Source organism: Kitasatospora sp. NPDC088548, assembly GCF_044753005.1.
GTDB lineage: Bacteria > Actinomycetota > Actinomycetes > Streptomycetales > Streptomycetaceae > Kitasatospora.
Genome location: NZ_JBIVMI010000005.1, coordinates 207,353 through 220,108 on the forward strand (window position 1 = coordinate 207,353; position 12,756 = coordinate 220,108).

At 73.9% G+C, this 12,756-nt stretch carries 11 protein-coding genes and 2 pseudogenes; 11 read left to right on the plus strand and 2 right to left on the minus strand.

What is annotated here, in order from left to right; genetic code table 11:
* The first annotated feature begins 29 nt into the window (after positions 1 to 29).
* Positions 30 to 662, plus strand: coding sequence for an HD domain-containing protein (locus ACIP82_RS10070; protein ID WP_363608214.1), 633 nt, complete (start codon positions 30 to 32; stop codon positions 660 to 662).
* A gap of 70 nt (positions 663 to 732) precedes the next feature.
* Here ACIP82_RS10070 and ACIP82_RS10075 read toward each other — a convergent pair.
* Positions 733 to 1,389 (minus strand): annotated as a pseudogene (locus ACIP82_RS10075) (MFS transporter); the annotation flags it as partial.
* A gap of 285 nt (positions 1,390 to 1,674) precedes the next feature.
* Here ACIP82_RS10075 and ACIP82_RS10080 point away from each other — a divergent pair.
* Positions 1,675 to 2,049, plus strand: a complete 375-nt coding sequence (locus tag ACIP82_RS10080) for a hypothetical protein (protein WP_400652657.1) — start codon at positions 1,675 to 1,677, stop codon at positions 2,047 to 2,049.
* Between the two features lie 147 nt (positions 2,050 to 2,196).
* On the opposite strand, the gene ACIP82_RS10085 is transcribed toward ACIP82_RS10080, so the two are convergent.
* The gene (locus tag ACIP82_RS10085; protein WP_400652660.1) at positions 2,197 to 2,616 is read right to left on the minus strand and encodes a GNAT family N-acetyltransferase; all 420 of its coding nucleotides are present in this window, start codon (positions 2,614 to 2,616) and stop codon (positions 2,197 to 2,199) included.
* Between the two features lie 65 nt (positions 2,617 to 2,681).
* Here ACIP82_RS10085 and ACIP82_RS10090 point away from each other — a divergent pair, with 65 nt between their 5' ends.
* The 9 genes and pseudogenes from ACIP82_RS10090 (at position 2,682) to ACIP82_RS10130 (ending at position 12,745) form a co-directional block, all read left to right on the plus strand.
* The gene (locus ACIP82_RS10090; protein WP_400652663.1) at positions 2,682 to 3,035 is read left to right on the plus strand and encodes an ArsR/SmtB family transcription factor; all 354 of its coding nucleotides are present in this window, start codon (positions 2,682 to 2,684) and stop codon (positions 3,033 to 3,035) included.
* Positions 3,036 to 3,516: 481 nt separating this feature from the next.
* Positions 3,517 to 4,860 carry a beta-ketoacyl synthase N-terminal-like domain-containing protein gene (locus tag ACIP82_RS10095; RefSeq protein ID WP_400652666.1) on the plus strand — a complete coding sequence of 448 codons (1,344 nt, stop codon included), beginning with the start codon at positions 3,517 to 3,519 and terminating at the stop codon, positions 4,858 to 4,860.
* A gap of 51 nt (positions 4,861 to 4,911) precedes the next feature.
* A pseudogene (locus tag ACIP82_RS10100) lies at positions 4,912 to 5,139 on the plus strand (alpha/beta hydrolase); the annotation flags it as partial.
* A gap of 26 nt (positions 5,140 to 5,165) precedes the next feature.
* Positions 5,166 to 5,309: a hypothetical protein gene (locus ACIP82_RS10105; protein ID WP_363608325.1), complete on the plus strand. Its 144-nt coding sequence runs from the start codon at positions 5,166 to 5,168 to the stop codon at positions 5,307 to 5,309.
* Between the two features lie 28 nt (positions 5,310 to 5,337).
* Positions 5,338 to 6,387 carry a ketoacyl-ACP synthase III family protein gene (locus tag ACIP82_RS10110; protein WP_400652668.1) on the plus strand — a complete coding sequence of 350 codons (1,050 nt, stop codon included), beginning with the start codon at positions 5,338 to 5,340 and terminating at the stop codon, positions 6,385 to 6,387.
* A gap of 210 nt (positions 6,388 to 6,597) precedes the next feature.
* Entirely contained in the window at positions 6,598 to 8,487 is a 1,890-nt protein-coding gene (locus tag ACIP82_RS10115) for a hypothetical protein (RefSeq protein WP_400652671.1), read from the plus strand.
* Positions 8,480 to 10,252, plus strand: a complete 1,773-nt coding sequence (locus ACIP82_RS10120) for a SagB family peptide dehydrogenase (protein ID WP_400652674.1) — start codon at positions 8,480 to 8,482, stop codon at positions 10,250 to 10,252. Before ACIP82_RS10115 ends, ACIP82_RS10120 begins: the two co-directional genes overlap by 8 nt.
* Before the next feature lie 159 nt (positions 10,253 to 10,411).
* Complete coding sequence (locus tag ACIP82_RS10125; protein WP_363608231.1) at positions 10,412 to 10,594, plus strand: hypothetical protein; 183 nt, start codon at positions 10,412 to 10,414, stop codon at positions 10,592 to 10,594.
* A 90-nt stretch (positions 10,595 to 10,684) separates the two neighbouring features.
* Complete coding sequence (locus tag ACIP82_RS10130) at positions 10,685 to 12,745, plus strand: TOMM precursor leader peptide-binding protein (RefSeq protein ID WP_400652677.1); 2,061 nt, start codon at positions 10,685 to 10,687, stop codon at positions 12,743 to 12,745.
* Positions 12,746 to 12,756 lie beyond the last annotated feature (11 nt).

The window sequence follows — 12,756 nt, forward strand, 5'->3', positions numbered from 1 at the left end:
GGCCGGCGGAGCATTCGTAGTCTGCGCCCATGGACTTCTCACTCGACCTGCCGTCCGGCCCCCTGGCCGAAGCCGTCCTCTCCACCGTGCGGGCCTCCGAGACCCCCTCGGTGGCCAATCACAGCGTGCGCAGCTTCCTCTTCGCCGAGCTCGTCGCCGCCCACGAGGGATGCCTGGAGGACGCCGCGTACGACCGCGACCTGCTGTTCGCCGCGACCGTGCTGCACGATCTGGGCGCGGGTGACCTGGCGCCGGGCGCGGCCCGCTTCGAGGTGGAGGGCGCGGACCTGGCGGCGGATCTGCTGCGGCGGCACGACGTTCCCGAGGCCGACGTCGACCGGGTGTGGGAGGCGATCGCCCTGCACACCTCGCCCGGTATCGCCGAGCGCCGCGGCCTGCTGTGCTACCTCACCCGCGAGGGCGTGGGCAGCGACTTCGGGCGCAACGCCGCGGTCGTCTCCCCGTGGGAGAAGCGGATCCACGCCGCCCATCCGCGCCTGTCGATGGTCCGCTCCCTCGTCGACGCGATCGTGGAACGGGCCGCCCGGTCGGACGCCGCGTCCCCCCGCTACTCCCTCGGCGGCGAACTGCTGCGGGAACGCCGGGCCGACGGCGTGACCGAGTTGGAGCGCGCCGCGGCCTCCTGCCCCTGGGGGGAATGACCCGGGGCGGGGTGCGCGGCCGGGCGTAGGCTGTCGAGGTGGAACCACCGCCCGCCAGCCCGTAGGCCGGCAGGCAGGCGGCGGTCACGCCGCTGCTCAGGCCCGCGTCGGCTTCGAGGACGGGGCGGACGTAGGTGTAGCCGGCGAAGTGGCCGAGCACGACGAAGGCGGTGACGGCGATTCCCACGGCCACGCCGCGGTGGCGCAGCGCGGCGGCCGGCCCGCCCGGCCGTCCGCCTTCGGGCACCGGCGGTGCGGGCAGCACCGGCACGACGGCGGCACAGGCGGCGCCGAGGGCGGCGAGCGTCCAGAACGCGAAGCGCCAGTCGAGCAGCGCGGCCAGGAAGGTGCCCAGCGGGACGCCGAGCACGGAGGCGATGGAGACGCCGGAGAAGATCAGCGTCATGGCGAGGCCGATCCGCGGGCCTTCGGCCAGGCGCGGGCCGAGGCTCGTGACCAGGCCCCGGACGATGCCCATCGCCGCACCGAGCAGGATCCGGCCGACGGCGAGGACGGCGAAGTTCGGCGCCAGGGCGGACAGCGCGTTCGCCGGGCCGAGCAGCACCATGAAGGTCACCAGGACGGCCCTGCGCTCGCGCCGGGCGACCAGCCTCGGGGTGAACGGGGCGAGGGCGGCGGCGATCAGGCCGGTGAGGGAGAGTCCGGTGACCCCGTCGCTGACCCCGAGGCCGTGCGCCATCGCGGTGAGCAGACCGACCGGCATCATCTCGGAGGACACCACGGTGAAGATGGCGAGCACGACGGCGAGGACCGGCGACCAGCGCTACGGGACGGCGGGCGGAGCGGCCGGTGGTGCGATGGTTCGCGGGTTCGTCATGCGATCAGCCCATCAGCCGGAGGAAGGGCCGAACACGATCGATGGGCTCACCGATCGTGAGGCGCGCCGCCCCGCCGGTCGCGTGTCACCCGTCGCCGGGAGCCGGGTACCGTGACCTCCGAGGCCGGCTGTGGCAGCGGCAGCGGCACCGATCGACGGAGAGGCGGAGAACGGATGACCCTGGAGGAGGGCCGCCGCGTCAGGCTGGCCGAGGACCTCGGGATCGGTGAGGCCCTCGCCGGGGAACCCGGGGCCGTCATCGGGTTCCTCGCGCTGGGAGCCGGGATGGAAGGCACCGTCGAGCGAGTGAACGGGGAACTCCCCCAGAGCCAGGAAGTCCGCGAGTACCAGCGACTCAAGGCGCTCTTCGAGGACTACGGGCACACCATGCCGGAGGCGAGCCGCGAGCGGCTGGAGGCGGAGATCGCCGAACTGGAGCCGCAGTGGGCCGCGTACCGGGGGCGGGGCGGGCGCGTGACGGTCCGGGTCCGGTGGGACAACGGCCTCGTCCTCGACCAACTGCACGAGGACGTCCTCTCCGTGCTGTGACGGGGCGCGGTCGGCCGTCGCCCGCGACACGGGGGATCAGAGGTCGGGCTCGGTCCGGGCCCGGCTCTTCCCGTTGTGGAAGTAGGCCGCCGCGTCGCGGATGCCCGCGGTGCGGAAGGGGCGGCCGTGGTCGTCGACGCGGGGGTGTCAGACCAGGCGGTGCATGCCGACCGAGTGCGGGGCGGTCTGGGTGAAGCCGTAGTGGGCGTAGAGGCGGTGGGCGTCGCCGTCGGCGATCAGGGAGACGTAGGCGCCGGCGGGGGCGCGGTGTTCGAGTTCGGCGGTCAGGTGGGCCATGATGCGCCGGCCCAGGCCACGGCCCTGGTGGGCGGGCAGGACGCAGACATCGACGATCTGGAACACCGCGCCGCCGTCGCCGACGATGCGGCCCATGCCGACGGTCTCCTGCCCGAGGTGCGCGGTCACACCGTGCCAGGTGTGGGGCAGTCCGGCGGCGACCGCCCCGGCGGGGCGGTCGCTCATGCCGGCGGCGGTGCGCAGGTGACGGAAGGTGTCGACGCTCGGCACGCCCACCCGCAGCTCGTAAGGGTCGGTATTAATGTTCACTCGTTACAGGGTAGTGCGTGCCGGGGCCAGGGTCGCAGGCGGGACGGTCGCGGTACGGTGGGACCATGATCTACCGCCACCCCGAACGGGACCAGATCCGGATCGAGGACGTCCTGTCCGCACTCGGCAGCCCCGTACGACTGGCCGCCGTACGGGTCCTGGACAGCGGCGGGGAACACAACTGCGGCAGCGTGCTCACCACCATCGGGGTCACCGCCAAGTCGACGATGACGCACCACTGGCGGGTACTGCGCGACAGCGGCGTCATCCGGCAGCAGCCCTCGGGCCGGGAGAACCTGCTGCGGCTGCGCCGCGAGGACCTGGACGCCCGCTACCCCGGACTGCTGGACGCCGTCCTGGCCGGCGCCCGCGACGACGAGACGCTCGAACCGGCCACCCTCTCCCCTGCCGCGGACTGAACCCGGCCGACCGTCAGCCGCTCTCCGGCTGCGCCACCACGCCCGTCGCGGAGCGGTCCAGCAGACGGCAGCGGTACGGGCAGCGGCCACGGCAGGCATCGAGGGCGGTCTCCGGACTTCCAGAAGGAACGGGACGTCAAAGCTCCGGCAATCGCACAGCTTCGGGAAAACGCCCGAGCCGGGTTCACGCCATTCCAAAAACGCTGGACCCTGCGCCGGAAACCCGCGACCGACCATCCGTCAATGACACCGTTGACCGACTGGACAGATCCGCCGCGAAGGCGATCGCCGATCGCGACGTCCCTGCCCGCCTCCGGCCGCCCGCTCGGCAAGGCTCCGCACCACCGGTCGCGACATTCCGTGTTCCGTGTTCAAGCCCCCTCGCCAGGCCCCCTCGCCAGGCCTCCCCGCCACCGCCCCCGAGCCGGATCGGCCCTGCGGAGTAATCTGAAACTGGTCGGCGTGGAGGAGGCGAACTGCCATGCGCGAACTGTCCGAGCACATCACGACGCCATCCAACGGAGCGGACACCCCTGTCGCGGTTATCGGGGCAGCATGCCGGTTCCCCGGAGGAGCCACGGATCCCGCCTCGTTCCGGAGACTCCTCGCGGACGGCACCGCCACGATCGGCCCGGTGCCGGAAAGCCGCTGGACCCAACGGCAATTAGCGGGGCTCGACCCGGACATCGCGGAGCGTCTGCGCTGGGGGTGCTTCCTCGATTCCGGCATCGGCGGCTTCGACCCCGGACTCTTCGGCATCAGCCCGGACGAAGCACCCTGGCTGGATCCCAACCACCGGCTCTCTCTGGGGGTCGTCTGGGAGGCGTGCGAGCCTACGGGAATTCCGGTGTCCTCGCTCGGCGGGGCCCGTACGGGCGTTTTCGCCGGCGTTTTCTCCCGCGACTACACGCTGTGGGCCCGGCGTCCCGCGGGCCGCACGAGCGCCTGTTTCGGCTTTTCCAGCCACGGCACGCTGGTGTCTTTCCTGTTGGATCTGCACGGTCCGGGCATCGCCGTGGACACGGCCTGTTCGTCCAGCCTCGTCGCCATTCACCTGGCGTCCCAGAGCCTCCAGCGGGACGAGTCGGACCTCGCCCTCTGCGGAGGTGTGCAGCTGATCCTCGCGCCCGGGCCGGGGGTCTCCTACGCCCGGTGGGGGATGCTCTCCCCCACCGGGCAGAGCCTGCCGTTCGACGCGGAGGCCAACGGGTTCGTCCGTGGTGAGGGGGGCGGAGTCGTCGTCCCGAAACGCCTGGCGAACGCCCACCGTGACGGGGGCCGGGTCCTGGCCGTCATCCGGGGAACGGCGGTGAACCAGGACGGGCGCTCCGCAAGGCTGACCGCTCCCTCGCAGGCCGCGCAGGAGGCCGTCTTCCGGCGGGCTCTCGACCGGGCGGCCGTCGAGGCGTCGCGCATCGACATGGTCGAGGCCCACGGACCGGGGGCTCCGGTCGGCGATCCCATCGGGTTCGCCTCGACGGCGGTGTACGGCCAGGGTCCGAGTCCGTGCGCGCTCGGCTCGGCCAAGGGGGACATCGGGCACACCGAGGCCGTCTCCGGTGCCGCCGGACCGCTGAAGACGGTCCTCGCGCTGCACCACGGCGTGATTCCCCCCTCGGTGGGCTTCCGGCAGCAGAGCCGGGACCTCGCGACGGACGGCACCCGGCTGTCGAGCATCGGTCCGGACTCCCTCATGGCGCTCGCCCTGCGGAACAGGCTCGAACAGAGCCTGGGGATGAAGATCCCACGCACCGTGATCCGGACCTCGCCCTCGATCTCCGCGCTGGTGGAGAACATCCTCATGAACATCGAGCCGACGGTGTGAACCGTGCGTACCGGGATCAGCCCCGCAGGCCCCGGACCAGGGGCGGGCGGGATGAGAGCCTCCTCCGTCGACCTCCCCGCCGGCCGGTTCCGCTACCGCCACTGGACCGGTGCCCGGCCGGACCACCCGCCCGCCGTCCTCCTCCACGGTGCCAGCCGCTCGTCCCTCACCTGGACCCGCACGGCGCGGGACCTCTCCCGCCGGGGCGAGGTCTTCGCCCCGGACCTGCGCGGCCACGGGGAGAGCGTCAAGCCCGCGGACGGGCACTACGGTCTGCGGACCGTCGCCGATGCCACCGCCTGGGCATGCACCTGGCCCGGCTCGAACTCGCGATCCTGCTCCGGGAGCTGTTCACCCAGCTGCCCGGAATCCGCTCCACCGCGCCTCCCCGGTCCTTCCAGCTGGGCGGTGCCCTGTCGGTCTCCGAACTCCCCTGCGACATCGCATAACTGGCCTATGAAACCGGGTGAATGAACCATGAAGTGGAACGAACTGACGATCACGGGCCTGGGCGTCTTCATGCCGCCGGCCACCCCGCTCTCCGAGGCCGTCGAGACGGGCCGCTACGACCCCCGTGACAACCGGCTGAACCAGCTCGTGGCAACCCGGATCTCCGCCGCCGAGTCCGCACCGGACATGGCCGTGTCCGCCGGGCGCCTCGCGCTCGGCCGGTCCGGGCACGAACCCGGCGAGATCTCACTGGTCCTGCACGCCAGCCTCTACCACCAGGGACAGGACTTCTGGACACCTGCCTCCTACATCCAGCACCACACGGTCAGCGGGGGCGGCCCCGCGGTGCACATCCAGCAGGGGTCCAACGGAGGACTCGCGGCATGGGAGCTGGCAGCGTGCTTCATGGCGGCGGACAGCAGCCGGAGCGCGGCCCTGGTGACCACGGCGGACCGCTACTGCGAACCGGGATTCGACCGGTGGAACAGCGACATCGGAGTCGTCTACGCGGACGGCGCGACAGCGACGGTGCTCTCCCGGCGGGCCGGCTTCGCACAGATCTGCTCCATAGTCTCGACCTCGGACCCGGAGCTGGAGGAGATGTGCCGGGACACGACCGGCTTCACCGATCGCCCCCACCAGGACGACAGACCTCTCGACCTGCGAACGCGCAAGCAGCGCTACGTCCAGAAGGCGGGCTACGGGTGGATAGCCGAGCGCCTCGTCTCCGGAACCGAACGGAACATCCGGCAGGCGCTGGACGAGGCGGACACCGACCTGCGGTCGATCCGCCGGGTGGTGCTTCCGAACCTGGGCAGGGGGACCCTCGAATGGGAGTTCCTGGAACCGATGGAGATCGGGCCCGAACGCACCCTCTGGGACTGGGGACGGCACGTGTCACACCTGGGCGCGGGAGACCAGGCCGCCGGCCTCGCCCACCTGGCCGAGACCGGGCAGCTGCGCCCTGGGGATCACGTGCTGCTGGTCGGCGTGGGGATCGGGTTCAGCTGGACGAGCGTGGTGGTCCGGATCGACTCTCCCCCCGTCTGGCCCGAGCAGTCCGCGGCCGCCCCTTGAGTACGCCCGCGCGGCACCTCCGGGCCCTCGCCCCGCCCGGGCCGGGCCGCTCGGATCGGCCGACGGGTAGGGCGGGAGGCGGCTTCGGCGGGACCGGCGGGTCATGGGGCGTCCTGGGGACGGTCCTGCGGTCGATCCTGTGGTGGGACCGTCAAGACCGGTACGGGTCCGGCCGTGATACTCGGGTGATCACCGATCCGAGGGCTGGCGATGCGACCGAAACTGAAGTCCGACGTGCTCTATGTGCCCACCAGCGACGGCGTGCACGTGTTCGGCGCGGGAGCCGACATCGCGCTGAACGGCCGGTCCGCCTACCAGTGGCTGGACCGCCTCGCACCGCATCTCAACGGTTCGACCGAGCTCGACGACCTGGTCCGCGGCCTTCCGGAGGAGAAGCGGGGCGTCGTCGACACGCTGGTGCGGCGGCTGCACGAGGCCGGCTGCCTGGTGGACGCCGCCGAGGACCTCCCGCACGGCCTGACCGCACGGGAGCTGGAGACGTACGCGGCCGAGATCGCCTTCGTCGAGTACCACCGGGACTCCGCCGCCCGGCGGTTCGAGTCGTACCGCGACAGCGCGGTGGTGGTGCTGGGCGCGGGCCCGGCGTTCGTCGCGCTGGTCTGCTCCGCGCTGCACTCGGGGGTCCGCCGGCTCCGCGCCGTGCGGACCCCGGAGACCGCGACCGACACCGCCCGGCTGGCCGAACTGGCCGCCGAGGCACGGCAGCGCGACCCGGGCCAGACCCTGACCCAGGTCGAACTGTCCGACGCGGAGCTGGCCGGGCTGGCCGGTGCGGACGTGGTACTGCACGTGGCCTCGGCCCACGGGGTGGAGCGCGCCCTGCGGCTGGACCGGCTGTGCCGGGCCTCGGGCACCCTGCTGGTGCAGGGCGTGGTGCTCGACGACGTCGCCTGGCTGGGGCCGGCCGGTCCGGCCTGGGAGTCGGCCTGGCTGCGGCTGGGCGCCCACGGCCCCTACCGGGAGGGCGAGTTCCTCACCGGTCCCGCCGCCGCCGTCGTGGCGGGCCACCTGGGGCTGGCGGCGTTCCGTGCCGTGACGGGTGTCGCCGCCGCCGAGGACGGCGGGCTGACCAGGATCGACCTGGAGACCCTGCGGACCTCCACCCACGCGTTCCTCCCGCATCCGGCGACCCGGCCGGCCCAGCCGGAGAGCGAGACGGCGTTCACCGAGCGGATCGACCGGCTGAGGAAGGCCGGACCGATCGACGAGCAGGAGTTCTCCGCCCGGGCGTCCCGCTGCTTCGACCCGCACGTCGGCGTCCTGCGCCGGCTGGACGAGCGGGACTTCACCCAGCTGCCGCTGCACGTGACCGAGGCCGTGCCGCACACCGCCGGTGCGGCCCGGGTGTTCGGCGCGGGCCTGGACTTCGCCGAGGCGCGGCGGTGTGCCGCGCTGCGCGGCCTCGCGCGGTACGCGGCGGTCTCGGCCGACCCCCGCAGGTTCGGCCCCGGCGCCACGGTCCGGGGCTGGGACGTCACCGGCCAACGGGCGAGGGCGGTGCCCGCGGCCGAGGCGTTCGTCCGGGGAACGGGGCTGGCGGCACAACTGAGCTGGGACGACGCCGTGACCGACGGCATCGCGCAGCACTGCGCCGCCCTCGCCACCGCCGATGTCCTTCTCGGCCGGGCGCGGCCGCTCGCCCTGGACCTGGCCGGAGCGGCGCCGGATGCCAGGGCGCGGCGGTACCTGGGCCTGCTGCGGTCGGCGGGGGGCTCGGCCGCCGTCGCCGACATCGGCGGCGCCCTCGGGATCGCGGTGCTCGCGTGGTGGCAGGAGGGGCGGCCGGTCGCGGTGACGTGCGGTCCGGGAGCGGTGGCCGAGGGGCTGGAACGGGTGCTGCTGGAACGCCAGGCCGCCCTGACCGGCGAGCGCGCCTACGCCCCGGCCCTCGTCCCGGGGCTGGGCCCGGCGCCTGATCCGACGCCCGGCGCCGATTGGCCCGACCTGCCGGAACTCCTTGACATGGCAGAGGCATTGACTGGGCGTCACCTTCGCCCGGTGGCGGTGCCGCTGGACCACGATCCCGCCGTCCACGAGGTCCTGCCCGCCGTGCTCCGGGTGGTGCTGACCGATGGGTGAGGCCACGTGGACGGGTGAGACCGTACCCGCCCCGGACCTGGTCGGCTCGGCCGGTCTCCGGTTCTGGTGGCGCACCTTCGAAGCGGTCCAGGAGCTGTTCGCGGAGGGGCACGGGCAGGAGGGCGACGAGGACGACCCGCTGCCGGCCAAGGTCTTCCGCGGCCTGCCGCGCCACGTACTGAGCGAACCGGCCCGCCGGATCGGTGACGCGCGGTGGTCCTTCCCCGGGTTCCTGCGGGCACACGCCGGGGGCGCGCCCCGCCTCACCGCGCTGGACGAGCCAGACCTGTCGGCGCTGCTGCAGCACGCCTACGGGCTGGTGCGGATGGAGCTGGGCCCGCACGCGGCCTGGCCGTACCACCGGGCGGTGGCGTCCGCGCGGTGCTTCCACCCGGTGGAGCTGTATCTGTGGCTGGCCCGTCCGGCCGGCGCGCTGCCGGCCGGCTGCTACCACTACGACCCGGCGCACCACGCGTTGACCGGGCTCAGGCCCGGTGGCCTCCCGACGGAGCTGCGGGCCGCCACCGGCGCGGGAGGCGAGGACACGCTCGCCCTGGTGGTGGCCGCGGTGTGCTTCCGCAAGTCGGCCTTCCGCTACCGCGATTACGCCTACCGGCTGTGCGCGCAGGAGGTCGGCATGACGGTCGGGAACGTGCTGCTGGTCGGCGGTGCGCTGGGTCTGCGCGCACGTGTGCACCACCGGTTCGACGATGCCGTCGTCAACCGGGCGCTCGGCCTGGACGGGGTGGAGGAGACCGCCTTCGCGGTACTCGACCTGGGCCCCGCGCGACCGGCCGCGACCGGGGCGACGCCCCTGGACGGCGAGCCCACCGAACCCGCCGAGCCCCGGACGCCGCTGACACTGGCACCGCTGCCACCGATCCGGCCGTCGCACCTCCGCACCAACACCGTTGATCCGGCCGCCTGGTCGGGCCTGGCCGAACTGGACCGGGCCGGCCGGCTGACCGGCGCCGGCGCCGGCCTGGCCGCGCCGGTGGAGCCGGCCGCCTTCCACCTCCCGGCCGACCGCCCCCGTTCCGCGCGCCCGATCCCGACCTCGGGCGAGGAACCGCCCGCCGGGGGCGTCGAGTTGGCGCGGGCCCTGCGGGCGCGTGACTCGGGCGGGCGGATGTTCCTGCCCGATGGCGCCGCCCTGCCCGCCCACGAGCTGGCCTGCCTGCTCCGGTACGCGCTGGAGCCGGTGGCCTCCGACCACACCGAGGCGGCCTGCCGACCGCTGGTGGACTGCCATGTGCTGGTGCTCAACGTCGACGGCGTGCCCGCCGGCCTCTACCGGCTGGACGCCGAGCCTTCGTTGGAGCCGGAGCCCTCGTCGGAGCCGGAGCCCTGGCGGGGCCCGGGGCCCCGACCGGACGCAGGTCCCCGACCGGTCGCCGCGCCCGAGCTGGTCCCGCTGCCGGGGCGCGCGTGGCACGGCGTGGTGTCCATGCTCTGCGACCGGACCCCCGCCGTGAACACGGCGAAGGCCAACGCGGTGGTGTTCCTGAGCGTCGACCGGGTCCAGGGAGACCGCTGGTTCGGCGATCGCGGGTACCGGATCCTGCACCACGAGGGCGGCATCGTCGCGCAGCGGATCAGCGTGCTCGCGGCCGCCGCCGGTCTCTCCGCCCGCATCACCAACGGCTACCACGACGGTGCCGTCCGCGCGCTGATCGGCGCCGGTCCCGCGCAGGTGCCCGTCTTCACCCTCGTCCTGGGCCGCCGTCGCGCCACCGCACAGTACGAACCGCCGCTGACCTGGTGATCTCGCGGACCGAAACCCCCGGCCCGCGAGATCCTACGGCCCGGTCTTCGGTCCGACCGTCAAGACCGGGGGCCGCCCGCCGACACAGGATTCGGGGCGGGTGGACCGGATCCGGTCCACCCGTCACAACACCCGACAACCGGGAGAAAGGGGACACCGATGGAGACGAACCTGGTCCTGGACCTCGCTGACCTCAGCGTGGACGAGCTCGACATCCTGCCGACCTCGCCGGGCGCGAGCCTGGAGTCGATCAACGTCGGCCACGCCATGGTCGAGATCGGCGCGTCCAACTGCACCTCGACCGGCACGCCCGCGAGCTGCTGCTCCTGTTGCTGCTGCTGACCTGACCGCATGACCGTGCCTGGCGGGCAGCCAGTCCGCCGGGCACGGGCGTGTGTCACCACCCCCGGCGAGAGAGGAAGAGGCGAGACGATGATCCACGCCGCCCCGGGCACGACCCACCCGACCGGTGTCGCCGTGCTGGGCACGGGCCTGCTCGCCGCCGCGATCCGCGCCACCGTCCACCGCACGCACCGGCGGGTCGCGGACACGGACGCCGACTGCGCCGCGATCGTCACCGCGGACGACGGCTGGACCACCGGCACGGCCCCGCACCGGTCCGACGCCGCCTGGCTGCCGGTCCGGGTCGAGTTGGGCAACGTCGTCATCGGCCCGTACGTCACGCCGGGCCGGCCCGGCTGCGCGCGGTGCGCCCGGACCCGGCGGGAGCGTGCGCTCGGCCCGGACAGCCCCCGGGCCGCGCTGGTCCACCGGTTCGGCGACCGGCTGGCCGACCGCACCACGCCCTTGCTGTCGGCCTGGGCCCGCGACGCCGTCGGCGGACTCGTGGCGGCGGAGCTCGTGGCACACACCGAACACTCCGAACACGCCAGACGCGCCGGCCCGGCCGCGCCGCCGCGCCGCCGCACCACCGACGGCATCCTGGTGCTCTCGCTCACCAGCCTGGCGGTCGACGCCCACCCGTTCCTCCCCGATCCCTCCTGCTCCCAGTGCGGCGGGCTGCCCCCGGACGAACCGCCCGTCCTGATGGGGGCGCCGCGGCCGAAGCTCGGCCGGGACACCTACCGGGTCCGCGACCTCGGGGCCGGCTGGGACGGGCTGGTGAGGACCTACGTGGACGGCCGCACCGGAGTGGTCCGCCAGCTCGACGTGCGCACCGACTACCGCTACCCGATGGTGTCCGCGCCGCTGCACCTGCCGGGCGGCGAACAGGAGGCCGGGTTCGGCCGGGATCTCGACTACGCCGGCTGCGAGCGCACCGCGCTGGCCGAGGCGCTGGAGCGGCTCGGCGGTGCCCGGCCGGGTGGCCGGCGCACGGTGGTCCGGGCCGGCTACGGCAGCGTGGCCGAGCAGGCGCTCTGCCCGACCGAGCTGGGCCTGTACCCGCCGGAACGGTACGCGGAGCCGGACTTCCCCTATCCCCCGTTCGATCCGGACCAGGAGCTGAACTGGGTCTGGGGGTACTCGTTCGCCCGCGACGCGCCCGTGCTGGTGCCCGAGGACTACGCCTACTACCGCACCCGGCACGGCAATCCGCTCGCCCGGCCGCTCGCCTACGAGGTGTCCAACGGCTGCGCCCTGGGCGGCTGTCTGGAGGAGGCCGCGCTGCACGGGGTGGTGGAGCTGGCGGAGCGGGACGCCTTCCTGCTCACCTGGTACGCCCGGCTGCCGGTGCCCCGGGTGGACCTGGCCACGGTGACCGAGCCGCGGGTGGCGATCCTGGCCGAGCGGATCAGGCAGGACAGCGGTCACCGGGTGGCGGCCTTCGCCACCACCCCGGAGCACGGCATCCCGACCGCCTGGGTGATGGCGGTGCACCCCGGGCCCGGCCCTGAACCGGCCGCGATCTGCGCGGCCGGTGCGCACTTCGATCCCGAACGGGCCCTGCTCAACGGGCTGTTGGAGCTGGCGGCGAACCTGGGGTGGAACCGGTCCGCCTACCGCGCCGAGTCGGCCAGGATCGCGGCGATGGTCGCCGATCCGGACCTGGTGCGGGAGATGCGCGACCACGCCCTGCTGTACTGCCACCCTGCCGCGTTCGACCGCTTCGGCTTCCTGTTCGGCGGCGATCCGGAAAACCCGGGCGACCCCGGTGACTTCAGCAACTCCGGCGACGGCAGGAGCACCGGTACGGGCTCGGGCGCCGCCCTCCCGGTGGCCGAGGCGTTCGCGCGGGCCACCTGCCGGCCCCGCGGCGAGGACCTGCGCACCGACCTGGCCGAGGTGGTCGCGCGGTTCACCCGCCGCGGCCAGGACGTCGTCGTGGTGGACCAGACCACGGACGAGCACCGGGCCGGCGGCCTGGCCTGCGCCAAGGTGATCGTCCCCGGACTGCTGCCGATGACGTTCGGCCACCGCATGCGCCGCACCACCGGCCTGCCCCGGCTGCGCCACCTCCCCGCCGAACTCGGCTACCGAGCCGGGCCGTTGGCGCCGGAGCAGGTCAACCCCCACCCGCATCCGTTCCCGTGACCGGAGTCGAC